A 26,311-nucleotide genomic window follows, 5' to 3' on the forward strand; every position below is an offset into this window, starting at 1 on the left:
GTGGAGGGTTTATTATGTGGAAGTTATTAATTGCCGAAGATGAAACGACGATAAGAAAAGGGCTCAGGTTCGCAGCTGATTGGAACGATTACTCCATTGACGTAATAGGGGAAGCGGAAGATGGGGAAATAGCATTGTCCATGGCCATCGAATTGAAGCCACACATCTTGTTCGTCGATATTAATATGCCGTTCCTAAATGGATTGGAACTGATGGAACAATTGCGAAAAAACCTTCCGGACGCCATCTTCATCGTCATATCGGGCTACGATGAATTTGGCTATGCACAACAGGCGATCAAGATGGGGGCATTTGATTATCTAATAAAACCAGTTAATAAAGGTGAACTAATAAAAACGGTGAAAAGAGCTGCGGATCATCTGGAGAAAAACAGCAGAAGCAAGCGGCTTGCGCAGCAATTGGAGGGCAATAAACCACTGCTTAAAGAAAAATTCCTGCAAAACTGGTGCTCAGGCTCATTGTCTTCGGAAGAAGTCGATGAACAGTGCCAGCTACTGGAAATCAAGCTTGACGGCCATATAGGCATGTCAATCTTCAAGGTAGTCAGAGGCATCGATGACGGCGGAGCGGAGCGGTATTGGAGTGATAGTTTAATAAGCTTTTCGTTGAAGAATATCGTCAAACAGATGTTGAATGCGTATCCAAACGTCGAGCTCTTTGAAGACCACTCAGGTAATATTGTCGTCCTTGTTCCAGATGTTAATATGGAGCAGCTGCTCATGAAGAATAGGGAAATAAAAGAATACACTGAGAAATTTTTAGGCAAGGTGATCGTGTGTGCAGAAAACATGTTTGATGATCATCTAGCTTTTCCAAAGCAATATACGCAGTTAATGAACGAGATAAAAACTTCCAAAAGTTTATCGCCAATGGTTTTATTGGCTAAAAACTATATCGATCAACATTATTACGAGCATTCGATTTCATTGAAAGAAGTGGCTGCCATTGTCCAGGTAAGCCCTACGTATTTAAGCAAGCAAATTAAAAATGAATTAGGGGTCTCGTTCATACACTATCTTACAAAAGTACGAATTAATAAAGCACTATTGCTGATAAAGGACCCTTATTTAAAAATCTATGAAGTGGCTGATATGGTTGGATATAGTACTCAGCATTACTTTTGCAGTGCCTTCAAGAAGGTGATTGGCATTTCACCGATGGTTTATAAGAGTGGAGTAAGAAGTAATGACTAAAAAAAAGGTATATAGAAATATCATGATTGGATTAAGCATCTGCGGCATAATCCTGTCATTGCTTCATTACAAAACTAGCGAAAAGAAGGCAAAAGGTGAGAAAGAAATAGACTATGTCATTGGTGTTTCCCAACCCAACCTGCTAGAACCATGGCAAGTGCTGATGTATGAGGAACTAACAGAAGAAGCTGCGAAACATCACAATATAAGAGTGATATATACGGATGCAGCGCACAGCACGTCCCAACAGATAGAAGAAATCGAGACCCTGAAGTCCTATGGAATCGATCTGTTAATCGTATCCGTAGATAATACAGCTGCCATGACCCCTGTGATATCGGAGATTTATGAAGAAATACCGGTCATTGTCCTAGGCAGGGGAGTCGAAGGGTACAATTATACCCTATATATCGGTTCAGACCATCATTTCATCGGTGAGATGGCAGCAGAGGCTGCCATGCAATTGCTTGGCAATAAAGGCGGTGACATCATTGAACTGCAAGGGACCGGGAGTGCCTTGCAAGTGGAGGAGCGAAGTAAAGGTTTCCGTGAGAAAATAAGTGAAAACTCGGCTTATAAGATAACCGATTCACTTGTTGCGAATTGGCAAAGAGATAAGGCGGAGGACATGCTGAAGCAGCTATTGCGCTATCGATCGGATCCGCCTGCCTTGATATATGCCTACAATGATGCGATGGCCTTAGGGGTCCGTAAAGCCATCGAAGCTCTTCATCTTAACGGAATTTATATCATTGGCAGCGATGGGGTGAACAAGCCGGACGGTGGATTGCAACTAGTAAAAGAGAAGAAAATCGATACGACATTCATTACCCCGACCGGTGGTAAAGAAGCGATTCGGTATGCAATCGAAATCCTGAATCAAGAAGCGGAAATCCCGAAAAAAATAATAGTCAGGAACCATCAAGTGACACCGACGAACGTAAATGATTATATACACCAAAAGGACGTATCGATTGACCGGCAGAAGACTAAGCATGTAAAGGTCACGCTCGGCTTCGCGCAAGTCGGTAAGGAAAGTGGCTTTAGGGCAGCCAATACGAGTTCGATCATTGCCGCAGCAAAAGACGAAGGAGTAAAGCTGATCCTGAAAAATGCCAATAATGATCAAGAAAAGCAAATCGAGATAATAAGGGGATTCATTAATAAAGGAGTGGATGTCATCGCCTTTTCCCCAAAAGTGGAACATGGCTGGGATGAAGTGCTGCAAGAAGCGAAGGATGCCGGAATTCCAGTCATTCTCTCCGATCGAGAGATTCAAGTGAACGATTCCTCCTTGTGGACTTCCTTTATCGGTTCGGATTTTGTTGAGGAAGGTAGAAGGGCTGCCCGGTGGCTAGTCAATGGAAAGAAGGTACCCGGGAAAGAGGTGAATATCATTGAATTGGAGGGGACGAGCAATGCAGCACCTTCTATTGGCAGAAAGGAAGGGTTTGAGGAAGTGCTTCATGATCATCATTCCTATCGGATTCTAGATTCATTAATTGGTGATTTTACTTATCAAAAGGGGAAGGAAATGATGACCACGGCCTTAGCCCGCTATGGCCGGGACATTGATGTTGTGTACGCTCATAATGATGATATGGCTATTGGTGCGATTGAAGCCATTGATGAATATGGCTTGAAGCCCGGGAAAGATATTAAGATCATTTCCATTGATGCAACCAAAAAGGCTTTGACGGCATTGAGTACAGGCAAGCTGAATTTCTCGGTGGAATGTAATCCATTATTGGGTCCCCAACTCATGAAATCGGTTAAAGATCTTAAAGCGGGGAAAGAAATACCGATGAAAATCATTACTTCGGAAAGGACATTTACGAAAGATGAAGCAAAGCAGGAAATTTTGATGAGACACTATTGATTGTCGATAGTTTTGGAGGAATTGTACTTTGACCGTTTCATTGCACTGCAGGCACTTAGCTTTCCAGAGGCGGGCCTTGAGCGTCCTCTGCTTTCAGCCTGTGGGGTCTCACGTAGACGCGCAATTCTAAGCAGGTGTTCACCTGCCATTTCATTCCACTCTGCTTTAAAACAGGGTGGATTCCTATTTGTCTAAAGGCTTGAGCCGTGGTAGTTGATGCCAGGGCTCTTCTTTTTGCTTATGTGATGTATTCACTGAAATGTGTAAAAAAAGACCCTTTTTTTTAAATACATAAAATAATCGCTACTTTATACTTAATTTAACATTTCACATGATGATTAAATAGTGATAAAGAAGGTGTTATAGATGGGTGCAATTTTATTGAAGGCTGAAGGGATCACGAAAACCTTTCCAGGTGTTAAAGCATTATCTAATGTAAATTTCAATTTACAAAGGGGAGAAATCCACTCTCTTATGGGAGAGAATGGAGCCGGAAAATCGACATTGATCAAGGTGTTGACAGGCGTACATGAGAAAAACGGGGGTACCTTCTATTTGGAAGGTGAAAAGATAGAGCCGGCTTCTCCCGAAGAAGCACAGCGTTTAGGCATCAGTACCGTATATCAAGAAATAAACTTGTGTGAAAACCTTTCTGTTGCAGAAAATATCTTCATAGGCAGAGAGCCGATGAAGAAGGGAAGAATCGACTGGAAGGAAATAAATCGAAGAGCAAAGAAGGTCCTCTTGGAACGATTGAATATTAACATCGATGTAACAAAAATTTTGTCTTCCTATTCCACGGCGATACAGCAAATGGTTGCGATTGCCAGGGCTGTCGATATTTCCAGTGGTGTATTGATACTTGATGAACCGACATCAAGTCTGGATAAAAACGAAGTGAAGCAGCTGTTCGATGTTATGCGGAGCCTGAAGAATGAAGGGATGGGCATCATTTTCGTCAGCCACTTTTTAGATCAAATATTTGAAATTACCGATAAAATCACGGTGTTAAGAAATGGTGAATTCATTGGTGAATACGAGACGAAAACGATCTCGAGGACAGAACTTGTATCGAAAATGATTGGAAGGGAATGGGGAGAGGATTCTAGACAAGATCACAAGAAAATAAGGCAAATCAGTGAGAAAGTTTTTGTGGATGCGAGCAGCTTGGGCAGGCAGGGAACGATAAATCCGTTTAACTTAAGCCTGCGACAAGGTGAAGTCTTAGGATTGGCGGGACTGTTGGGTTCGGGCAGGACCGAGGTTGCCAAGCTGATTTTTGGGATAGAAAAGGCGGATGAAGGAATGATGTCCATCGATAACGAAGCAATCAGGTCGATGAATCCTAAGGTCGCTGTGGATAAAGGACTAAGCTTCTGCCCGGAGGATCGTAAAGTAGAAGGAATCGTGAACGATTTAACGATTCGCGAGAATATCATTTTAGGATTGCAGGCTAAGCGAGGTTTATTCAAATACATTCCGATGAAGGAACAAAAGGAAATCGCACAAAAATATATCGATTTGCTAAGAATCAAAACACCTAGTATGGAACAAAAAATCGATAATTTGAGCGGCGGGAATCAGCAGAAGGTAATCCTAGCAAGATGGTTGGCGACAGATCCTAAATTATTGATATTGGACGAACCGACACGGGGAATCGATATTGGTTCTAAACGGGAAATTCGCAAATTGATATTGGATCTGGCAGCGGAGGGAATCACGATTTTGTTTATCTCATCGGAATTGGAAGAAGTGATAGCCTGTTGTGACAGAGTCATTGTGCTGCGTGACCGGAACATCATTGGTGAATTGCAAGGTGATGAAATGAGTGAATCCAAAATTATGGATATGATTGCAAAGGAGGCTGAAAGTAATGAATCCATTCCTGTATAGGATGGCCCAAACGAAAATATTTTGGCCGCTCGTTGCACTATTGGTGCTCCTGCTTTTGAATTTCTTTTTGATTCCCGGTTTCTTTTCTGTAGAAATTAAAAATGGGCATTTATTCGGAAGCTTGATCGACATTATGAACCGTGTCATCCCCTTGCTAATCATTTCCATCGGCATGACGTTGGTGATTGCAAAAGAAGGAATCGATATTTCGGTTGGTTCCGTTTTGGCCATTTCAGGAGCCTTGGCTGCCTATATCATGGAAAGCTCCACGGTTTGGGTTGCGCTTATTGCAGCCGTGGGCGTCGGGATCGTGTGCGGCATGTGGAATGGCGTTCTTGTTTCCATATTCGAGATACAGCCGATGGTTGCCACGCTCATTCTCCTGACAGTTGGAAGAGGAATCGCCCAATTGATAACGGGTGGACAGATATTAACGATCGATGATGAACTATACAAATATATCGGTTCTGGTTTTTTAATGGGACTGCCATTTTCAATATTCATTGGCGGGGCCATTTTTCTGATTATGTTATATATGAAGAAAAGAACGGCAATGGGATTATTCCTTGAATCGATCGGCAATAACATCACGGCAAGCAAATTCGCCGGGATTCAGCCAAGGAAGATCATTTTTCTCGTGTATACCATTAGCGGCGTGTGTGCAGCGATTGCAGGGATCATTGTCAGTGCCAATGTAAGCAGTGCTGACGCCAATAACGCAGGATTATGGATTGAGCTCGATGCCATTTTAGCCGTTGTCATCGGCGGTACCTCCATGCGCGGCGGAAGGTATTTCCTTGGCGGAACAGTGGTGGGGGCTTTATTCATTCAAACACTGTCGACAACCATCTATTCGGTCGGGATAAACCCTCAAATCGTGATGGTCGTTAAAGCCTTTGTGGTGATTATTGTGTGTCTCGTCCAGTCCGAGCAGTTCAGAAGCATATTTATGCAGTTTAACAAAAAGAAGGTGTCCTTCTAATGAAACGTGAAAAATTCGGTATAAAAGAAAATCATATTTTCATAATCGCTACGATGGCATTAATTGTCTTGTTATACGGATATGGTTCCATTGCCTTTGCAGGTTTTTTTAGTACACAAGTATTTCTGAATCTGTTTATCGACAATGCTTATTTAATCATTGTAGCTACAGGTATGGCTTTCGTGATCATTACTGGCGGAATTGACCTATCCGTCGGGGCCTTGGTTGCCTTGATTAGCATGGTTTCCGCCTCGTTGCTGGAAGCGGGCTTAAATGGATTTGTGGTCATGGCTCTTTCGTTACTGATTGGCATCGCTTTTGGTGCCTTCCAAGGCTATTTCATTTATCGCTTCGACCTGCATCCCTGGATCGTCACACTTGCGGGAATGTTCCTGGCAAGAGGTGCAAGCTTCCTCATCAGCACGGATAGTATCGTCATTACAAATGAAACGTACAGTGCGATTTCACAAGCGAAGGTCTATTTATTTGGCGATCACTACATTTCAATTGGGGCAGTCGTTGCCATCATTGTTGTGGCCATTGCGATTTATATCGCCAAATGGACAAGGTTCGGCCGGAATGTATATGCCATTGGCGGCAATGTCAAATCAGCCGGATTGATGGGCTTGCCTGTGAAACGAACCACCATCCTTGTGTATGTGTTTTCAGGGTTTTGTTCCGCTTTAGGTGGAGTGGTATTTACATTGTATATGTTATCGGGGTACGGTCTCCACTTATTGGGGATGGAAATGGATGCGATTGCGGCCTGTGTCATTGGCGGTATCCTATTAACCGGAGGGTTTGGCTATTTAATCGGTCCGACACTAGGTGTAATGAGCATGGGGATCATTCAGACGATCATTATGTTTCAAGGTACGCTTAGCTCATGGTGGACAAAAATCGCAGTCGGGTTTCTACTGTTTGTATTCATTCTCCTCCAACGGCTGATTGTCATGAAAAGAAGGAAAAGGAACGTCATTCGCCTCAAGAAAGTACGTAACAATGTAAAAGTCCAGTCGCCATCACAGTCTGTTTCAAGTGAATACAAGTAGATGTTTAAATCAGAGAAGTCCCAATTTGCTTATCATTGGGGCTTCTTTGCATTTCGTTTCATGGAATGGGTTGTCTTTACTGCGATTTCCACCAACATTGCAAACGACCTAGACTTCGTCATCTCGTTTGGTCAGAACGACCTATCGTGCTTTATGGTGGTATGAGACTCCCGACGTATTCAGGTGGATAGCGAAGAAATAATTATCTGAAAAGTATAAAATGTAACTGCTTTTTACAAATAATTTTTCTTGAAGGCTTGGTAAAGTAGTAAGGGAAAGGAGTAGATATAGAGATGAATTAACGGAATGGTGCTTCTGTTCATGAAGTTCCGGATCTGGAATTTGAAAGCGGTAACATAAGTTGCATGAGCAATTGACCGTACTTAGGGGAGGTAATTTTATCGTTATGAAAAAGACATTGATGGGTTGTTTATTCGTTAGTTCTATCATGATTGGCGGTGTTAATGGATCATCCGTTTCGGCAGCCGGTGATGCTGATAATGAGAATCACGGGTTGAAAGGTGAGTACTATACCTCAACCAAGGCCGGCGCATTTGATTTCAATCAATTGAAAACGACAATAATGGATTATAATATCGACTTCGCGGATCTTAATCCAGCTCTACAGAATTTCACCGGGCAAAGTGATGCTGCTGCGGTGAGGTGGACTGGAAAGTTGGTACCGGAGCATTCAGAGGATTACACGTTTTATATGAAAGGCGACAACGGGTTCAGAGTATGGATCGACGGAAAATTGGCGATCGATTTTTGGGAAGATAAATGGGACGTTGAACAAAAAAGCCAGGCGATTTCGTTAGAGGCAGGTAAGGAATACGACATTAAGATTGAGTATTTCGAACATGAAGGCGGAGCGAATTTAAAAATGTTCTGGTCAAGCGCCAGTGTTCCCAAGCAGATCATCCCCAGCAGTGCCTTTTATTTGCCTGAAGACTATGTAAGGGACGAGACGGTTCAATCTGCACAAGTTCTCGAGGATGGTAAACAAGTGGAGCTGACCTTTGCCAACCCATTGGATAAACTGCCTCGAAATCTTGATGAGCATGTCGCTATCAAGTTGAACGGCCGAGATTGGGAGATTGAGAATATCGCTTTCAAACAGAATAGCAAATCAACTGTCGTTATCCATACTAAACAGCCCATATATGAGCGGACAGGAAATCAAGTCCTGATCACTTATGATGGCAAAGGAGCTTTGCGTTCGGAGGGGAAGGATGTTCCAGCCTTTTTGAACAGGGTGGAAAATCATTCACAATTCAACATTGAAACGCCATGGGCAGCTAAAGTAAGTAAAGACAACGTGCTGCCAGAGTATCCGAGGCCTCAATTGGCCAGGGAAGACTGGATGAATTTGAACGGGGAATGGGAATTCCAAAGTGCCGCCGAGGGAGATGAGCTGCCGACAGGGAAAAAATTAAAGGAGAAAATTTTGGTGCCTTTCCCGGTTGAGTCAGCTTTATCCGATGTTGAAAGATTGGAAGACCATATGTGGTACAAACGCGATTTCACATTACCGGATAAATGGAAGGGCGATCATATTAAATTGAATTTTGGCGCAGTCGATTGGAAATCCACCTTATATGTGAATGGGGAAAAGGTCGGGACCCACACTGGCGGATATGATGCTTTTAGCTACGATATTACAAAGTATTTAGTGAAGGGCAAAAATGAACTGATCCTGGAAGTGCATGATCCAACTGGCGGCGGGCAGGCGAGAGGTAAACAAACGACTGTGCCAGAAGGCATTTGGTATACACCGACATCAGGCATTTGGCAAACGGTATGGATCGAGCCCGTTCCAAAGGCAAATATAGCTTCATTGAAAACGACACCGGAAATAGATTCCGAGCAATTGAAATTAAAAGTAAAGGCAGATGGCGTATCAAACGAAACGGTAGAGGCGATCGTTTATAAAAAAGGCAAGAAAGTGAGCACGGTAACAGGAAAAGTAGGAAAGGAATTTACCGTTCCAGTTCCTGATGCACGCTTATGGTCAACGAAAGACCCGTTCTTATATGACTTGGAAGTGCGCTTGAAAAAGAAAGGGAAAATCGTTGATACGGTAAAAAGTTATTTCGGAATGCGTGAAATTACGATAGGCAAGGTGGATGGTAAACTTCGTCCGTTAATCAATGGGGAATTCGTATTCCAGATGGGACCGTTAGATCAAGGGTACTGGCCAGATGGAAACTATACGGCTCCTACAGATGAAGCACTGAAATTCGATATTAAAAAGACAAAGGATCTTGGCTTCAATATGATCCGAAAACACATTAAAGTGGAGCCTGCCCGCTGGTATTATTGGGCGGATAAGATGGGCATGATCGTTTGGCAGGATATGCCGAGCTTAGAAGGTTCATCCGCAGGAGGCAGGGCAACTGCAGATGAGAGAAAGCAATTTGAACATGAATTCAAAGAAATGATTCAAGAAAAGTACAATCATCCTTCGATCGTGCAATGGACCGTCTTCAACGAAGGCTGGGGACAATACGATACGGTGCGTTTAACGAATTGGGTAAAAGGATTGGATCCTACACGATTCGTTACAAACGCAAGTGGCTGGACCGATCATCCTGTCGGCGATGTCATTGACTGGCACACCTATCCGAATCCAAAATCACCGAACGTGGAGGAAGACAGAATCGCGGTCATTGGTGAGTATGGCGGTTTGGGATTGGATGCACCAGGTCATGAATGGGGTACAAGTGGCTGGAGCTATGCGATGCAGTCCGATAAGGATGAAATAACGGATACGTATATCGAGTACATTGAATCATTGAAAGGGTACGTCCATGGCAATGGGTTAAGTGGGGCCGTTTATACGCAAACAACGGATGTTGAAGGCGAATTGAACGGGTTGCTCACATATGACCGAAAAGTGACGAAAATGGATGCAAAAAGAGTGGCTGAGGCTAATCAGTCGCTGATTAAATCCGCATCACCAAAGTATGTTCTAAAGGAAGAAATAGATGAAACGAAAGCGGTATTAAAAAATGCAAAAATGGGCAGCACGCCTGGAACCTATCCAAATACGGCGATCTTTTTCCTGAAAAAATCAATAAAAAATGCCGAGGCGGTCTATGACAATACAAAATCCACATCCGAGGAATTTTTTAAGGCAGCGGACCAGTTGAAAAAGGATATCCAAAGCTTTAAATACGAGGTGAACTCACCGATTGCCAAAAAAGCGAAAGTGGACCAATTTGAAGGAGAAGTGCTAGACAAGAAGTGGTCGGTGTTCAATGAAAGCCCAGCTAATTGGAGCTTGAAGGAAAATCCAGGCCACCTTACAATCACTTCCCAACCTGGTGATTCATTTCAGGATAGCAATACACTGAGTAACCTCTTCCTGCAGAAGGCTCCAGCAGGCGATTTTGAGATAACGACGAAAGTTAACGCATCAAACAGGAATAACCATGAACAAGCTGGCCTTTATGTATGGCAGGATCAGGATAATTACGTGAGGCTTGGTCATGTTTGGGATAATGGTTTGAAACTGGAAACGGCAAAAGAAGAAGCGATGAAATACAGCAAAGCCCCAAATTCGGCAGCACATCCTGGTGACGATACATTGTTCCTGAAGATTAAAAAAGTCGGCAATGTCTATTCGTCCTATTATTGGGTCAATGGGAAATGGGAGAAAGCGGCAGACCCGATCACTGCTAAGCTAACGAATGTGAAAGTTGGATTATATGCTGCAAGTCCTGCTAGCGGGAAAAATGTGAAAGCGAATTTTGATTACTTTACCGTTCAGGAAGTTAAATAAAAAGTTGGTAGACGCCCCATGTGAAACCACATGGGGTTGAATAAATTAAGACTGGAAGAAGCGATTTTAGAGAATTCAACAGACGCTGGGAATGCCTTGGAGATAGGAAAGGCCGAGGTTGGTCATACGTTTCAAAAGGCTGATGCCGGCAAGAAGAAAAGCTTCTACTAAACACTCTACATAAACTATATAGAAGGAAGGTTATGAATAATGGATGCTACTGAATTAAGAAAAAAATTTGCCGAAAGCTATGGATACGAGGAAGGTGTCCGGACCTTTTTTGCTCCGGGCCGAGTTAATTTCATAGGGGAGCATACCGATTATAACGGTGGTTACGTACTTCCAGCCGCATTAACGGTCGGAACATGGGCGGCCGTCTCTACACGTGATGATGGTGTATACCGGTTTTGCTCGACGAATTTTGGTACGCGTTTGGAGTGCAGCGTTCACGAGCTCGTTTATAAAAAAGAGGATGATTGGGCGAATTATCCAAAAGGTGTCTTATCTGAATTGATCCAGTTTGCCGGTCCGGATAAATCCAAGCGGTATCTTGGTGCCGACATTCTATATCATGGCAACATCCCAAACGGAGTCGGCCTGTCATCATCTGCATCGATTGAATTGGTGACTGGACTTGCTTTAAGCGAATTGGCAGGGTTTGATATTCCGATGATCGAGTTAGTAAAGCTGGCACAGCGCGCCGAAAACAATTTTGTAGGGGTTAACTGTGGAATCATGGACCAATTTGCAGTTGGCATGGGGAAAGAAGGACAAGCACTTGCTTTAAAGTGCGATACACTGGCATACCGTTACATTCCAGTTAAAAGTTACGGTTATAAAATTGTCATCACCAACACGAATAAACGGCGTGAACTTGCCGATTCGAAATATAACGAACGCCGCAGCGAATGCGAACAAGGTGTGGAGCTGATCAAAAAAGTAATGCCGCATGTTCAGGCTTTAGGCGATCTTGACTTGGAGGATTGGGAGAGGGTCCGCCACGTTATAAAGGATCATGTTATCAGCCGCAGGGTTGAACATGTGATTACTGAGAATGAACGAGTTTTAGCAGCAGTGAAGGTCCTTGAAGCAAATAATTTAACGGAGTTTGGTGCATTGATGATTGCATCACATGAGTCACTGCGTGATTTATATGAAGTGACGGGAATCGAGCTTGACACCATTTTTGAGGAAGCGTCGAAAATCGACGGTTGCATCGGTACGTGCATGACAGGGGCAGGATTCGGCGGATGCACCGTCAGTCTCGTTAAAGAAGAAGCCGTCGCTGACTTTAAAGAAACCGTGGCAGAAAATTATACAAGGAAAACAGGTCTTGTGCCAGCGTTCTACATTTGTGAAATTGGCGGCGGAGCAAAAGAAATGCAAGAGGTAGAGAAGCAAAGCCAATTGTAGAGATTGATGGTAATGGACAGATCGGCCTCCAGGCAGTTGCGTAAACGAAGATATCCGGAAAGCCTTTAAACCTCGAAAAGGACTTTGTGGAAGCCACGGACATACAGGCTAGCTTACTTCAGCATAGATGATCAATGGTAATGGCAGTCCGAGCTTCGTTCTATGAATCTAAAAAAACCAACGCCCCCGACTAAATAAGTAGGGGGCTTAATAAACTAAAAAACCCACTTCATTAATGCTTTTAAAACGCCTCCAATTCTCCGTTCCGCATAGAATTACATCAGCGAATGCCCTCTTTGCTTTTGCGGAAAATCACAAAAATTCGATGTTTATTGTAAATACATCCTGTTGAGAACCATTTATGATGAATGTAGGCGCGTCATGATAGCGCTGCCAATTTGAGTGTGAAAAGGAAGGTTTATATGAAGAAAAACTTATGGCTATATATAGCTCTCTTACTCGTTGTAAGCTTTGCCACCTTCCAGGCTGTGAAAAATATGGCAGCCACCAAGGCAGCAGACGTAGGAGAGGTTCACGGTTTAGATGCCGAGGGCTTGGAAAAAGTCGTTAAGCGGGCCGATTCTGGACAAGAGCGAGAATCAACAAATGTCAAAGCACCCTCGTTTACTCTGAAATCATTGGATGGCTCCGAATATGTATCGATTGGAGGAAAAAGAAAAAAACCGGTCGTTTTGAATTTTTGGGCGAGCTGGTGTGATGCCTGCTCATTGGAAGCTGTCGAGCTTAGGAAGCTTCATGAGCAGTATAAGGACCGAATCGATTTCTATGGAATTAATGTGACAACAGAGGAACAGCCCGAAAACATTAAAGCCTTCGTTACAGAAAACGAACTTACCTATCCTATTTTGCTGGATGAGCATAAGCGTGCGGCCGATCTTTACGAACTGCATTCGCTACCCACCATGTTCTTGATAGATGAAGAAGGCTACGTGGTCGATACCTTCCACATGGTGGATCAGCTTGAACTTGCAGAGAAGATAGGGCGTCTCGCAGGAAAGTGAGTTCCCTTTTTAACAAAGGAGGTGATCGATACGCGAAAAACTTATAGCAGTGAAGGGGGGATTTCCGGTAAAAGTGGAAGGATCGAATTTTATTAAATTGATAGTGAGGTGGATTCGTTGAAAGGCAAATTAACAATTGTTCAGCTTCTTATTCTAACTTTATTCATAACGTGTGCGTTCCCGTTTTCTACGCAAGCGGCCGTACCAAAAAAACATGAAATTCCGGACTATTTCGCGGATCATTTCGACAAAACGGTCATTAACGATAACTGGAATGTAATCGAAGGTCCATGGTCCATCGATTCAGGCAAGCTTACGGTAAGTAAGGGCGCGGGATATAAGGCCATCGCCAATCAAACTGCCGTTCAAGACTTTACGGCAGAGACTGATATCAGCCTCGCAGACCAGAATGGTGATGCTGGGGTATTGTTTCGGGTTAACGGAGCTGTACCTGGTGTTGACAACGTCAAGGGCTATTATGCGGGCGTGTCGGCTAACGGAACCGGGTCCGTGTTTCTTGGTCGCATGAACAATAACTTTACTGAATTGAAACGGACTGAGGTTACAATCAAACCGAACACCTCCTATACGTTAAAGGTGACAGCTGTTGGAGATAAAATCCAAGTCCACTTAAATGGTGACCTGGTGCTTGAACAAACCGACAGCACATATACAGAAGGCAGTATCGGCATTAGAAGTTACAACTCCCAGCCTTCCTTCGATAATTTTAAAGCCAGCACAAAGGGCGGCAGCAGCCTTTTCGAAGATAAATTCGACAATGCTCCAAACCAGGCCATCTCTTCATGGAATATCGTGAAGGGAAGCTGGCAGCTCTCTTCAGGGTCCTTACGGGGAAATAAGGATGAAAACAATAAGATCCTCATTAAGGATAAGGCATTCGATGACATGACCTTGGAGGTTAATCTAAAATTACCTGGTGATACAGGGAATGGAGATGCGGGTCTGTTATTCGGGATGAAAAAAGCGTACCCTGGAGATGCCAATATAGACGGCTTTTATGCAGGCATAGGCAGTGATGGCAACGTAACGCTTACTGAATGGAAAAATAAAAAGCGGACGGTGCTGGAGTCTTTGAAGGCATTTGATCGCATGGAAGCGAATAAGCCTTACCACCTAAAAGTCGTGACGAGCAAAAATACGATTAAGGTGTACGTAAACAATACGGTCACTCCAATGATCGAATATCATGGTAAAGGCAGGGCGCTTAACCTTAAAGGTGGAGTCGGGTTGCAATCTGACCAATTCGAAGCGTCTTTCGATAACTTCATTGCAAGTGCATATGTAGTGCAGGAAAGGACGTTTAAAGAACCGGTTGTTAACAAAAAACCGCTTAGTGAGACGCCATTTACGCCACTTCCTCTTGGCTCGGTGCAGGCCAAAGGCTGGCTTCAAGAGCAGCTTGAGCTTCAGCGTGACGGAGCTACCGGTCATGCGGAGGATCTGTACGGAGAATTGGGAACGAATGCAGCATGGTTAGGCGGCAGTGCTCCTGAATCCGACTGGGAACGACCTGTTTATTATTTGAAAGGCTTGGTTCCGCTTGCTTATACATTGAATGACAAGGATCTGATTGCCACTTCCCAAAAATGGATCAACGCCATTTTGGCGAGTCAGCAAAAGGACGGATCGTTCGGTCCGGAATCCAATGAGGATTGGTGGCCGCGCATGGTAGCTCTTTATGCGATGAAGGATTATTACGAAGCGTCAGGTGATAAGCGCGTCCTTCCATTCATGACGAACTACTTTAAATATCAAGCCGCTAATTTGCCGGCCCAGCCTTTAAAGGATTGGGGCAAGATCCGGGTGGGAGATAATATTGATACCGTCCTTTGGCTTTACAACCGAACGAATGATGCCTTCCTGCTGAAGCTGACGGATACGCTGGCAGGCCAGGCTTACCCGATTGCCGACATATTCAGCCAAAATAAGTTTCAAGACTTTGGCAGCGATTTTCAGCCAATCCATTCAGTCAATGTGAATGAAGCCATTAAAATGCCTTCGATTTATTATCAACGTTCACATGCCAAAAGCGATCGCGACGCGTTCAATGCAGGGGTCAAGAATTTAGCCAATCATAATCAGATCACCGGGATGACTTCCGGTACTGAGATGCTAGCTGGAACATCTTCCACGCAAGGTGTGGAGCTGTGCGCGATTACAGAACGAATGCAAAGCAATGAGGAAGCGGCGATGATCCTCGGGGACCCGCACATCGGTGATGATCTGGAAAAAATCACCTTCAATTCTCTTCCGGGGGCGATGGATAAGGAAATCAAGAACCACCAGTATTATTCATTGCCTAACCAAGTGGAGAGCAACCATGCAGATCATGGCTATAAACAAAATTATTCCAATGGCATGATGCCTTCGCCGACTTCAGGATATTCATGCTGCCGCTTCAATATGCATATGGGGTGGCCATACTTCGTGAAGAATATGTGGGCAGCATCCAATGATGGAGGCATTGGCGTCATTGCCTACGGACCGAGCCAGGTATCCGTAAGGCTGAAAAAAACAGATGTTACGATTAAGGAGACGACCAACTATCCTTTTGAGGATAAAATCAAATTTAACATCACCACTTCAAAAAAGGTGAAGTTCCCACTCAAGCTGCGCATTCCCGCGTGGTCGGTCAAACCTAACGTAACGGTGAACGGAGAGCCTGTTAAAGGTATAAAAGCAGGTGAGTATGTAAGCATCGACAGAAAGTGGCAGAGCGGTGATAAAGTCGTTCTTCAAGTACCGATGAAGCTAAAAACTACAACGTGGATCAATAATTCGATTGGCATTGAACGCGGTCCGCTCGTGTATTCCCTGCAAATGAAGGAAAATTGGCAGATTCAAGACAAGCCGATTGCTGAATTGCCAGGATTCGATGCGTCTGAGCTAGGATTCAACGAGTATACGGTTAAAGCCGATAATCCTTGGAATTACGGGTTGCTCATCGACCGGGAGCATCCGGAGAAATCCATTGATGTGATTACCGGACCAATGCCGGACAATCCGTTCAAGCAAGCGACGACTCCGGTTAAGCTGGTAGCCAAAGCGAAAAAAATTCCAACATGGGGCAAAGCGGCCAATAATGTAGAAAGCGCAGAGCCGCCTGTTGGTCCACTTCTCTCTAAGGAGCCGACGGAAAACATTACACTTGTACCATATGGAGCACAGAACCTGCGCGTCACCTACTTCCCCGAAGTGACGGAGAAAATGACGGATACAGGTGCAGCCAAATATGAAGCGGAACAAGCAGGACTATTCCGCGCATCCGTGAGAACCAACGAACCCAATGCATCTGGTGGGAGCTATGTCGGTGGTATCGATTATGATGACAGTTATGTGAAGTTCGATTCAATCCATGTTCCTGAAACGGGTAAATATAACGTTGATATTTGGTTCGCTAATGGACTCGATCCCGCAACAGGCAAACTCACTGTCAATGGGAAAACACACGCATTGACCTATCAAAATACAGGTAACTGGGGTCGCTTCATGGCCACTAAAATGGAAGTACCATTGAAAAAAGGCACCAATACGATCACGTTCATGAAGAATCAAGGGTTTTATGAGCTGGATTATATCGTGGTCAGGCCGCTGCAATAGGATGAGCTAATTAAAAAGGCACTGACAAAAGAACGCAGTCAAAGGGGAGGACCGGACAAGAAGGGAACATTCCTAGCGGCCTGCTTATCATCTTGATTGATAGATTATATCTGATAGCATGGCAGCCTTGAATTCTATAATATTCAGGAATCCAACTCAAGGAAAGAAACAAAAAAAGAGATAAACTTTAAAATGAAGTTGAAGAATGCTGAATACTTTGATAAAATAAAATAAATGAAAAGACTATGTGCAACTGGCGAAACACGGATAACCGTGAGGGAACACATAGTGTCGTAGCCGTTCGCCTGGGCAGAGGTAAGGGATTTTATCCCTTGCCTCTTTCTGTTTATTACCAGATTTTCATGAGTTAACATTTTGAAACCATCATAATTGAAAAGAGGAGCAAACGACATGAGTACAATCACTTTAGAAAAAGCGAAAACGATCAAAACGTTAAATAATATTGCCCAAAGCGGGTTAAATGTATTCAATAAGGATGGCTTTACAATCGATAATGACAGCGAAAATCCTGATGCCATCGTTGTTCGCAGCTTTAATATGCACGCAATGGAACTTGGATCCGATTTAAAAGCGATCGCAAGGGCAGGGGCGGGAGTCAATAATATTCCGGTCGATAAATGCACGAAGCAAGGAATCGTTGTTTTCAATACCCCAGGTGCGAACGCCAACGCAGTAAAAGAGATGGTTCTGACGTCATTGATGGCGTCATCTCGTAATCTCTTTGCCGGTGTGGCATGGACTAAGGCGTTAGAGGGAGAAGGAAAACAAATTCCTAAGCTTGTAGAAGCAGGGAAGAAACAATTTGTCGGGAAAGAAATCAAGGGTAAAACGCTGGGTGTCATCGGCTTGGGAGCGATCGGTGCGCTAGTAGCGAATGATGCACTCGATTTGGACATGGATGTCATCGGGTTTGACCCGTTCATTTCCGTCGATACAGCTTGGAATCTATCACGCAATGTTCAGCGCGCGATGACGCTTGAACAGCTGTTTGCTGAATCGGATTACATAACGGTACACGTTCCATTGACTGATGACACAAGAGGTATGTTTAACCAAGAAACATTTAGCATCATGAAGCCTGGCGTTCATATTTTGAATTTCTCACGCGGCGAGCTTGTGAATGAAACGGATATGGAAGCAGCACTAGAGAGCGGGATTGTCGGTCAGTTCATTACAGACTTCCCGAATGAAAATGTGTTGAACATGAAAAATGTTGTACCAATCCCGCATCTTGGTGCTTCTACGCAAGAATCGGAGGAAAACTGTGCCATCATGGCAGCTCGTCAAGTGAAGGGCTTTTTAGAAACAGGGAACATCAAAAACTCCGTGAATTTCCCGAACACCTCCCTTCCTTTTACAGGCAAGCGACGTGTAGCCACTTTCCACGAAAATGTTCCAAACATGGTTGGACAGATCACATTGGCTGTATCAAGCTTGAATTTGAACATTGCTGACATGGTGAACAGAAGCCGTGGGGGATATGCATATACGATCATTGACATTGACGGTGAAGTAAACGGTGATATCATTCCTGGCTTGGAAGCAAAAATCAAACAAATCACGGGTATCGTCACGACTCGCATCATTTAAATTTACGTTGAACGAGCAGGAAGACTTTCCTGTTCAAATGAAAAAAGCCTCAATTCCGTTTAGGAGTTGAGGCTTTTTTCTATAGTAAATGGATCGTCCTGTACACTGTTGACCCTCCTCCTTACTTTTACTTATAAAGATTTGGATAAAGGGATATCGCAGCCTTTGAAGTGAAATTGAACATACGATCCGCACAAACCCACTTAATAAAAAAACACTTACCCCTATCATTAGTGTTATTAACAATTGGGATAAGCAAAAATATATCAAAAATTCAGCCTTCAAATAAATTCAATGATGATGTTCATGACTTTCTTCTTGTTTTTGAATTCCTTTTTTCAAGAATTTCAATTCACTTTCAGAAAGTCTTCCTACGACAAACTGTTTTTGAGGCATAATGATTGAACCATCGTTACTAGCATGAACCTTTATATAATATAAGCCATCACCATCAAAGCTTTTACTTAAAGTATACGTACCATTTCCCTCTTTCTCAGCTTGTTCCATGCTATATTTGAGAGAGCCATCATGTTTCCATATTTTAAAATGAACAAAATCCGCGTTTTCAACCTTATTCCCACCTTGAGTGAGTACAGCCTTTATGGTCTCCTGCGTATTAGCTGAAAACGATGCTGGTATAATTATTTCAGCTTCAAGTGGTGTTTCTTCTTTGTATAGAGCAGTAACATCCTTTTCAAGTGAACATGCACATAGTAATATGCTAAAAATAAAGATTAAAAAAATACATATATTTTTTTTCACGCAAAAGCCACCCTTTACATTTTGAATTATGCATTTAAAAACTTTTTAACTGCAGATATTCTCTTAATAATGAACCAGTCAATTAGCCAAACAACAATGAGCGACAAACCAACCAAAGGAAACAAAAATCCTAGACCTATTAACAGAAATAGAAAGGATTTCATGTTCTTTATTTGTGGAGCTTTTGGCGCACCTAATCCTTTTTGGGGCTTTCGCTTCCACCATAAGTAAAAACCACTAAATGCAACAAGCATGATTCCTAAACATATAAGAAGGCTGAATAGTTGGTTAATCAAACCAAATTGAGTTCCTTTGTGCAAGGTAATTCCCCAAGCGACGATTTTTCCTACTAAACCATAATGATCATAACGATAATCAGCTAGAACTGCACCGGAATATTGGTCAATATGTATAGTTGCTTCATCTTGTGCTTTCGGTGGAAAAGCTGACAATGTATAAACGCCATCCGCTTCTGTTGGAACATTGATGCTATAACTTGGATGCATACCTTCACGGTTCGCAATCATGACTACATCTTCAATGGACAGTGGGATAAAGCCTTGAATATCTGAAATGGGTACATCTAAATTCTCTGCTGCCCAAGGAACATCTGCAATGTCTTTTGTCTTGATTGAGGATGTTGGAGCACTTCCTGTCCATATGGAAGGAGGGTACCCTGATCCAGAATTGGTCGCAATTGATTGAAAGTTACTTCCCCAAAAACCCGACCAAGGCAAACCTGTCATAATTAAAAATAACATTCCTGCTGATATCCAAAAGGCAGGTACTGCATGTAAATCTCTTCTTAAAATATTTTTCCCTTTATTCATCCTTGGAAAAAGAATACCAGAAAGACTTTGCTTCTTTTTTGGATACCATAAATAAAGCCCGGAGACAATTAACACAACTGCCCAACACGCAGCTAACTCTACAATTCTATCTCCCAAGGTGCCAGCCATCAGTTCACCATGAATTTCTTCAATTTTATCCATGATTCTGTCTTCATCATTTAACTCTCCAATGGATTTACCTGTATAAGGGTCTATGAAAATAGTAAGAGACTCATCATTAGAAGTGATGCTTACTTCGCTCGAACGAGATGCACTTTCTCCGGGATGATATTTTGTCACCACTGCATCAGGGTAAAGTTCCTTCACTTTCTCAAACTGTTGGGATGGCTGTATTTTATCTCCTCGCGGAACAACCTCTTGGTAATCTTGATAAAGAACTTGTTCAATCTGTGGCTTAAATAAATAGATTGATCCAGTAACTGCCAGAATAATAAGCAAAGGTGCAAAAATGATCCCAGCGTAAAAATGCCATCTCCATACGGTTCTATACAGAGAGGTGTTTGGTTGTTTAGTTTCCATTTATAAAAGACCTCCAGTAGTACTATTCTATTGACCTATATAGATGATAAAAGAAAATTGTGAGAAAAATATGAAATTTGTTAAAAAAGGAAGTTTATAACTGTTAAAAATTTGAAAGAGATAGCAAGTAGTAGAACAGGGGAAATGGAGGGAAATGATGAAAGTGTGGCGAAAGTAATCGATAGGCATATGTTCCACTTGAAGGAAGAACCCGGACAATAAGGCCACTCAACTAAGGGAATATTGTTGAAGGCTAGGCGCTAAGAGAAACTGCACTCTTGAAATCGAAAAAGATAGCGTATGAAATAAAATCATGAAGGAGTGTCCAGTATGCATAAAAAAGACTGTTCCAAATCGATGTGCCAGTGTTTCATCGTACCTACCTATATTTTAGAGAATTTGGCCCAGAATGAGGTGGAAGCGGCAAGAGTCACGATAGCGAAGAGCCGGCAAATGCGCAGGCGCAGAATCTTTAAGGAATATGATATCAATGGCGTTGTCGCGTTAACCGACGCTGGCTCGGGACGTCATGGTGAGTCCGCGCGGCATGTTTATGATTGCAAGGGGAAAACGAAGCTCAGGGTAAATGAGGCGAGGAAAGAAGGAGACCGCTCAAGCGGTGATTCGGTCGTTAACCAAGCATACGATTATAGTGGGGTCGTGCGGGATTATTTCAAGGATATCCTGCAACGTAATTCCATTGATAACGAAGGCCTTGATATTATTCTCAACGTTCATTACGGTAATAAATTCACGAATGCCTACTGGGATGGCGATGAAATGGTTTTCGGTGATGGCGATGGGATCATCTTTAGCAATTTCGCCAATTCACTCGATGTGATTGGACACGAGCTTACACATGGGGTAACGCAGTTCACGAGTGGATTGGAGTATGAAGGTCAGTCAGGGGCTTTGAATGAACATCTTTCTGATGTGTTTGGTGTTACGATTAAGCAATATCATTTGAAGCAAACGGCTAGTGATGCCGATTGGCTGATTGGTGCCGATATAATGGGGCCGTCATTAAAAGGACAGGCGCTCCGATCGATGAAAGCGCCAGGTACGGCATTTGACAATAAATTGATGGGGAAGGATCTCCAGCCGGATCATATGAGGAACTACTATAAAGGCGAGCGCGATAATCATGGTGTCCACATAAACAGCGGAATTCCCAACAAGGCTTTCTATCTTGTCTCGATGGAGATTGGAACGGACAAAGCAGCGCTGATTTGGTTCGAGGCGATGCAGCATTTATTTGCGACAGCGAATTTCAATCAATTCGTCCAAATTGTTCTCAAGGCTGCCCATAAACTTGTGGATGGTGGAAAGGTGCCTGATACAGCGATACAATCGATTGAAGCTGCTTTTAACGCTGTTGGGTTGCCTGAGTCGTTAAAATAAAACGAATGGGAGGCTAAATCGAACATGCACATCCAATTTAGCTGTGTCGGGGGTATGGCCAACCTTGATTTGAATGTGGTGATAGATACAGACGAATTACCGCAGGCGAAACGAGACCAATTGCAGCACTTAATGGAGACAGCCGATCTTTCCAATCTCTCCTTGGGTAAAATGATAGAAGCTAAAGCCAAAGGAGCAGATGCGTTTTCCTACAAGCTGGATATATTAGAAGAAACGGAGCAGCAATCCTTCACATTTACAGATACTACAGCTTCAGGGAAGGTACGGCCATTATTGGATTATTTACGTAACCTGGCCATTGAAGTGAAGCTGGCCGAATAACAATTAACTAAGGCTGTCGAGATTCCTCGGACAGCCTTTTCCTTCGATATATCTCATTATTAGAGGCATGCCCTCATTAGTCACATGATTCGTCTGCTGCTTCAACCGTATACATGCTCAATTTTGGGTTAGGGTTGATCCAAGCGCTTTCAAACACGAAAACGATTTTATAAATTTCGTTATCCGTATAAGTGACATAGTACATCCCCTCTTGCTCCTCGGCACTGTCAGGTTCACCAATCAAATCCTTTAGCTCGGATAAATGAATCGTTTGCAGCTTCGGACTAAAATCATCAATGGCGGTAATCGTTTTTTTGGCATTTGACTCGTCATAGAAGAAACGAACATCGTGGCTCCAATAATTGGCTGCGACTGTACTTAGATCTTCCGGTTGCCCCCATGATTTTTCTACTTTTTTCAACGAATCACCGACGGAAAAAGGTCTACTGCTAATCGATTGCTGGGATTCAGAGGCTAGCCTCATGATATTGCCAATCAGCCGATCAGACGCAGACTTCGCTGGTTGCGCTGCTTTAGTTTCATGAACAGTTCCCACGTTAAACATGAGCGCAACAAGGGTTAACATTGTGAAGCTTCGAATCAACCGATTCATATGTTTCAAGCTTGAACACCCTTTCTACACTGAAATTGACGAATTACCTAAATATCATACGCCTTTATCATAAAAAAAGAACTTAGGTGTCCCATTCGGGATATCGGTCATACAAGCTGAGCTGGTTCATGAAACGTATCTTTATGGGCCATATAAAGCAAAATAATCTTTATGGTTCTGAAAGGTTCAGTTTATTTTTTGCGGAGGTTTGTTTTCTTTACAAAAATGTCATTTAATTGCCCTTTTAGGATCATTTTTTGCAGTTAGTTCGCAAAATGGACACAAATTAAGGAGCAAATAGCCAGTGCAACGAACAGATTCGAAATGGAAATCATAAATTATAACCATTTGTTTGATAGTTGTAAAGAGTAAGCCAATCTATTAAGTTATCTAGCCACAAAAGGAAATGAATTTTGAAATGTAAAAATGAAAGCGATTTTACAAAAAAAGCAGAAAATAGGATAATGGTCGCAGAGAGGTGAAAATCATGATATATCAAGAAATGAAAGTGACGATTACTGGGGAAAGCTTTACCCAATTCGGGAAAAGAATATTAATCTCGCAAATCCAATTTTCAACATTGGAAGCCATATTCGAAGTCGATGAAGCGGTTCAAAGGAAGCTCGATCTTCATAGAAGAGCAGAAATCAGGGAGTTCATCATTGACTCTGTTTCAGAAGGTGATTTTTACTTTTCGCCGTTCATCTTCTCGAGCAGGGGGGCGATTCATGAAGTGCCCGAAGGCGGGGAACTGCCACCAGGAAGTAAGATCTACATACTGGACGGACAGCATAGAACGTACGCCCTCATCTCGGCCATCAGCCACTTAAGGGCACGCAAGGAAACGGAAGAAGAAATGGGGCATTTCTCAGAAGCAAAAAAGCTCCAAAGCCAAATCGATAAGTTGAAGGCGTATCCAGTCACCATCCAAATTTATTTAAACCTGGAGACGATTGAAGAAAGACAGCTCTTCAATGATATCAATACGAAACGAAAAGAGCCTCATGTCGGCTTGGTGATGAAATACGACCAGCGTGATGAATATGCTGAACTAACGAGGGTCATCGCCAGTCAATTAGAAAGTAAGATGGAGATAGAAGCTACGCTGTCCAGAATAACCGTGAACAGTACCGCCTTGACTTCGCTGACGATCATGAGGCGCTGCCTAATCGCTTTATTCGAAGGAAAGATCACCGCCAAAACCGGTAAAGCCCAACTTGGAGAACTCAAAAAGGATGAGATACTCACGATTGCACGGTCCTTTTTCGAAGCATGGCTGAAAATCTTTCCGAAGAAGATGACAAACAGGAAAACATTCACATCAGGCTATTCCGGCATCCAAATAGCCCTTGCCCAAACCGTCCAACAACTCCATAGACACCATGAAATCCCCTTTGAAGAAGCAATCGAACATATGCTGCGACTGAAGAATGCCTGCACTTGGAAGCATGACGACGAGCTGTTTGCACACATCTACGATCCGGTAAAAAAAAGAGTCAAAAATCATTCCACCACGAACGCCATCCAGAAAACGGCTCTCCAGTTCAAACGGAAAATCGAAGGAGGAATGATGCATGATACTAAGTGAATCAGACCTGAAGCGAAGGACAATCGTCTCCTATTCCATCATGGAACTGGTCGACATGTATCGTAATGGTCAAATCGCCACGAGGGAAATGAACCAGCTGCGGATTCGATCGATCAAGAACTATCTTTTGGAAAATGCATTAACGAAACAAATCTACTTGCCTCCGCTCGTTGCCAACCGCAGGCAAGGAAGCCTCGCCATAAAAGAAGCCACTCAGCTGATGATTATCGATGGAACCCAGCGGATAGCGGCCCTCGCCCAACTGGAGGACAGCATCCTTAAAGCATTAAAGAAGGATGAAGAAAAGGTTAAGCAAGCCTACAAGCTGGATTCACTCATGAAGGACAGCTCGATTGCCGTCCAGGTATTCGATGGGCTTACAGAGGCGGAAGAATCACAGTTATACTTGGATCTCAATCTAAAAGGCAAGAAAGTGGCCCTTTCGAAACGAATTTCGTTCGACTCGCGAAACAACCTCAATGTCATCACCAATCAGGTGCTTCATACCCATCAAGCATTAAAAACAGCCGGTGTCGAACTCGAAAAGCGATCGATCAACCGTCCGGCAAACAAGAACCTGCTTTCCTTATCGCAGCTAAGGCAGATCATCGGCATCTTCATGACGGGCAGATTATACGCAAACATCGAAGAGAAGGTAGCTTCATGCCCGCTATCGAACAGTGAATACATCTCGCTCATTCATCTATATTTTAATGAATTATTCGGTATGTTCCAACCAGAACAAATGGGGGATTACACGAAATGCATGCTTGCCAGCTATCCGCTTTTCGTTGCGGTTGCCCTTTATGCGAACGATAAGATGGAAAATCAACACATCGAACAAAGAAAACTGCTGATCTCCACAAGGTTGTCAAAGCTGAAAGCGGTGGACTGGAGCCCAGCCAACCCGATTTGGAGGGAGTTTAAAGGAACCTATAAAGGCAGACCGTCCTTATTTCAGCTAAGCAATGATAAGCACAATATCAAAGCAATGGTCAGATGGCTGTATACCCTTTAAGGGAGGTGAGGAAAATGTGAGGGTAAACAGCAAAAACCCCCTAGGTGAGAACGTCCTGGCAGACTGTCACCTAAGGGGCGCGAGCAGGCGTATACCTGACTCTATGTCTTAGTATACTCCTAAAAAATCATTATGGAAATGAGGAGTGAACGGAATGGTAATACGAAAAAATTATGTAATGAATAAAGAAACCGTAGCGATGATGGAGCACTATGATGCAAATGGTGTACAGCTTACGATGGTGGTGGAAGGAGAAAACACGTTCCTTGTCGCCCGACCGCGCCTTGACATCCTCAATCATACGCTCAATCACTTTGGACTGGATCTTGATGGCGGACTTGCAGGAGCCAGATCGGTGCTTGGCGGAACTTACAGGCTCCCCGTCTGCATCAATGCCCAGCTTGGCATGGTCTGGTTCTCCTCCCGCTCATTCCGAAAAAGCGGCGGTGTCTGGTTTTCCTACATTCACATTGATGACTTCGATGAAATGAACGGAAAAGAAACCCTGGTCTACACAGACTATGGACATTGCCTCCCTGTACCCTTGAGCAAAAAGCAACTCATCTTCAAGAGGGACCAAGCATCCTATTTGCATACCACCTTCAAGCAACGCTCTTTAGGCAAAAAAACCTATTACTATGAACCGGGAAGCGGAATCACCTTTTGCAAGGAACCTGGCGGGATGCATTACAGGGTAAAGCGAAAGAAATAGAAAAAAGGACGATGACAGGAAGACCGCCGGAGTG

Annotated in this window: 19 protein-coding genes and 1 riboswitch; of the genes, 16 read left to right on the forward strand and 3 right to left on the reverse strand. The window is 43.3% G+C overall.

What is annotated here, in order from left to right; translation table 11 throughout:
- Positions 1-14: 14 nt before the first annotated feature.
- The 11 genes from ASU00_RS12585 (at position 15) to ASU00_RS12635 (ending at position 18,471) form a co-directional block, all read left to right on the forward strand.
- Positions 15-1,214: a response regulator transcription factor gene (locus ASU00_RS12585; protein WP_057913810.1), complete on the forward strand. Its 1,200-nt coding sequence runs from the start codon at positions 15-17 to the stop codon at positions 1,212-1,214.
- A complete protein-coding gene (locus ASU00_RS12590) occupies positions 1,207-3,093 on the forward strand; it encodes a substrate-binding domain-containing protein (RefSeq protein WP_057913811.1) in 1,887 nt (628 codons plus the stop codon). The genes ASU00_RS12585 and ASU00_RS12590 overlap by 8 nt, the downstream gene beginning before the upstream one ends.
- A 366-nt stretch (positions 3,094-3,459) precedes the next feature.
- Positions 3,460-4,986, forward strand: coding sequence for a sugar ABC transporter ATP-binding protein (locus ASU00_RS12595; protein ID WP_057913812.1), 1,527 nt, complete (start codon positions 3,460-3,462; stop codon positions 4,984-4,986).
- Complete coding sequence (locus ASU00_RS12600) at positions 4,967-5,968, forward strand: ABC transporter permease (RefSeq protein WP_057913813.1); 1,002 nt, start codon at positions 4,967-4,969, stop codon at positions 5,966-5,968. The genes ASU00_RS12595 and ASU00_RS12600 overlap by 20 nt, the downstream gene beginning before the upstream one ends.
- Entirely contained in the window at positions 5,968-7,020 is a 1,053-nt protein-coding gene (gene yjfF / locus ASU00_RS12605) for a galactofuranose ABC transporter, permease protein YjfF (protein WP_082630292.1), read from the forward strand. The genes ASU00_RS12600 and yjfF overlap by 1 nt, the downstream gene beginning before the upstream one ends.
- Before the next feature lie 406 nt (positions 7,021-7,426).
- Positions 7,427-10,804 carry a beta-xylosidase family glycoside hydrolase gene (locus tag ASU00_RS12610; RefSeq protein ID WP_057913814.1) on the forward strand — a complete coding sequence of 1,126 codons (3,378 nt, stop codon included), beginning with the start codon at positions 7,427-7,429 and terminating at the stop codon, positions 10,802-10,804.
- Positions 10,805-10,834: 30 nt separating this feature from the next.
- Complete coding sequence (locus tag ASU00_RS25445; protein ID WP_161809733.1) at positions 10,835-10,975, forward strand: hypothetical protein; 141 nt, start codon at positions 10,835-10,837, stop codon at positions 10,973-10,975.
- Positions 10,976-11,014: 39 nt separating this feature from the next.
- Positions 11,015-12,217, forward strand: a complete 1,203-nt coding sequence (locus tag ASU00_RS12615; protein WP_057913815.1) for a galactokinase — start codon at positions 11,015-11,017, stop codon at positions 12,215-12,217.
- A gap of 422 nt (positions 12,218-12,639) precedes the next feature.
- A complete protein-coding gene (locus tag ASU00_RS12620) occupies positions 12,640-13,239 on the forward strand; it encodes a TlpA family protein disulfide reductase (RefSeq protein WP_057913816.1) in 600 nt (199 codons plus the stop codon).
- Between the two features lie 117 nt (positions 13,240-13,356).
- Positions 13,357-16,860: a family 16 glycoside hydrolase gene (locus ASU00_RS12625; protein WP_057913817.1), complete on the forward strand. Its 3,504-nt coding sequence runs from the start codon at positions 13,357-13,359 to the stop codon at positions 16,858-16,860.
- Positions 16,861-17,099: 239 nt separating this feature from the next.
- Positions 17,100-17,178, forward strand: a riboswitch (ZMP/ZTP riboswitch).
- A gap of 93 nt (positions 17,179-17,271) precedes the next feature.
- Positions 17,272-18,471, forward strand: a complete 1,200-nt coding sequence (locus ASU00_RS12635) for a phosphoglycerate dehydrogenase (protein WP_057913819.1) — start codon at positions 17,272-17,274, stop codon at positions 18,469-18,471.
- Between the two features lie 291 nt (positions 18,472-18,762).
- Here the strand turns inward: ASU00_RS12635 and ASU00_RS12640 are convergent, their stop codons facing one another.
- Positions 18,763-19,233, reverse strand: a complete 471-nt coding sequence (locus tag ASU00_RS12640; protein WP_057913820.1) for a FixH family protein — start codon at positions 19,231-19,233, stop codon at positions 18,763-18,765.
- Between the two features lie 26 nt (positions 19,234-19,259).
- Positions 19,260-20,603, reverse strand: coding sequence for a PepSY-associated TM helix domain-containing protein (locus ASU00_RS12645; protein WP_057913821.1), 1,344 nt, complete (start codon positions 20,601-20,603; stop codon positions 19,260-19,262).
- 330 nt (positions 20,604-20,933) lie between these two features.
- Between ASU00_RS12645 and ASU00_RS12650 the strand changes: the two genes are divergently transcribed.
- Complete coding sequence (locus tag ASU00_RS12650) at positions 20,934-22,004, forward strand: M4 family metallopeptidase (protein WP_057913822.1); 1,071 nt, start codon at positions 20,934-20,936, stop codon at positions 22,002-22,004.
- A gap of 24 nt (positions 22,005-22,028) precedes the next feature.
- Positions 22,029-22,346 (forward strand): protealysin inhibitor emfourin, encoded by a 318-nt coding sequence (locus ASU00_RS12655; protein WP_057913823.1) that lies wholly within the window; start codon positions 22,029-22,031, stop codon positions 22,344-22,346.
- 76 nt (positions 22,347-22,422) lie between these two features.
- Here the strand turns inward: ASU00_RS12655 and ASU00_RS12660 are convergent, their stop codons facing one another.
- On the reverse strand, positions 22,423-22,959 hold the full coding sequence (locus ASU00_RS12660) for a DUF4309 domain-containing protein (protein WP_236712722.1): 537 nt from the start codon (positions 22,957-22,959) through the stop codon (positions 22,423-22,425).
- Between the two features lie 487 nt (positions 22,960-23,446).
- Here ASU00_RS12660 and ASU00_RS12665 point away from each other — a divergent pair, with 487 nt between their 5' ends.
- The 3 genes from ASU00_RS12665 (at position 23,447) to ASU00_RS12675 (ending at position 26,277) form a co-directional block, all read left to right on the forward strand.
- Positions 23,447-24,547, forward strand: coding sequence for a DNA sulfur modification protein DndB (locus ASU00_RS12665; RefSeq protein WP_057913825.1), 1,101 nt, complete (start codon positions 23,447-23,449; stop codon positions 24,545-24,547).
- Positions 24,534-25,565 (forward strand): DNA sulfur modification protein DndB, encoded by a 1,032-nt coding sequence (locus tag ASU00_RS12670; RefSeq protein ID WP_057913826.1) that lies wholly within the window; start codon positions 24,534-24,536, stop codon positions 25,563-25,565. Before ASU00_RS12665 ends, ASU00_RS12670 begins: the two co-directional genes overlap by 14 nt.
- Before the next feature lie 154 nt (positions 25,566-25,719).
- Positions 25,720-26,277 (forward strand): competence protein ComK, encoded by a 558-nt coding sequence (locus ASU00_RS12675; RefSeq protein ID WP_057913827.1) that lies wholly within the window; start codon positions 25,720-25,722, stop codon positions 26,275-26,277.
- Positions 26,278-26,311: the final 34 nt, after the last annotated feature.

The sequence above is a fragment of the Peribacillus muralis genome, from assembly GCF_001439925.1.
GTDB lineage: Bacteria > Bacillota > Bacilli > Bacillales > DSM-1321 > Peribacillus > Peribacillus muralis.

Coding starts and splice junctions, on each gene's coding strand:
- ASU00_RS12670 (WP_057913826.1), top strand. CDS start 24,534: ATGATACTAAGTGAATCAGACCTGAAGCGAAGGACAATCGTCTCCTAT.
- ASU00_RS12615 (WP_057913815.1), top strand. CDS start 11,015: ATGGATGCTACTGAATTAAGAAAAAAATTTGCCGAAAGCTATGGATAC.
- ASU00_RS12635 (WP_057913819.1), top strand. CDS start 17,272: ATGAGTACAATCACTTTAGAAAAAGCGAAAACGATCAAAACGTTAAAT.
- ASU00_RS12660 (WP_236712722.1), bottom strand. CDS start 22,959: ATGAATCGGTTGATTCGAAGCTTCACAATGTTAACCCTTGTTGCGCTC.
- ASU00_RS12645 (WP_057913821.1), bottom strand. CDS start 20,603: ATGGAAACTAAACAACCAAACACCTCTCTGTATAGAACCGTATGGAGA.
- ASU00_RS25445 (WP_161809733.1), top strand. CDS start 10,835: ATGGGGTTGAATAAATTAAGACTGGAAGAAGCGATTTTAGAGAATTCA.
- yjfF (WP_082630292.1), top strand. CDS start 5,968: ATGAAACGTGAAAAATTCGGTATAAAAGAAAATCATATTTTCATAATC.
- ASU00_RS12590 (WP_057913811.1), top strand. CDS start 1,207: ATGACTAAAAAAAAGGTATATAGAAATATCATGATTGGATTAAGCATC.
- ASU00_RS12675 (WP_057913827.1), top strand. CDS start 25,720: ATGGTAATACGAAAAAATTATGTAATGAATAAAGAAACCGTAGCGATG.
- ASU00_RS12610 (WP_057913814.1), top strand. CDS start 7,427: ATGAAAAAGACATTGATGGGTTGTTTATTCGTTAGTTCTATCATGATT.
- ASU00_RS12585 (WP_057913810.1), top strand. CDS start 15: ATGTGGAAGTTATTAATTGCCGAAGATGAAACGACGATAAGAAAAGGG.
- ASU00_RS12595 (WP_057913812.1), top strand. CDS start 3,460: ATGGGTGCAATTTTATTGAAGGCTGAAGGGATCACGAAAACCTTTCCA.
- ASU00_RS12650 (WP_057913822.1), top strand. CDS start 20,934: ATGCATAAAAAAGACTGTTCCAAATCGATGTGCCAGTGTTTCATCGTA.
- ASU00_RS12655 (WP_057913823.1), top strand. CDS start 22,029: ATGCACATCCAATTTAGCTGTGTCGGGGGTATGGCCAACCTTGATTTG.
- ASU00_RS12600 (WP_057913813.1), top strand. CDS start 4,967: ATGAATCCATTCCTGTATAGGATGGCCCAAACGAAAATATTTTGGCCG.
- ASU00_RS12620 (WP_057913816.1), top strand. CDS start 12,640: ATGAAGAAAAACTTATGGCTATATATAGCTCTCTTACTCGTTGTAAGC.
- ASU00_RS12665 (WP_057913825.1), top strand. CDS start 23,447: ATGATATATCAAGAAATGAAAGTGACGATTACTGGGGAAAGCTTTACC.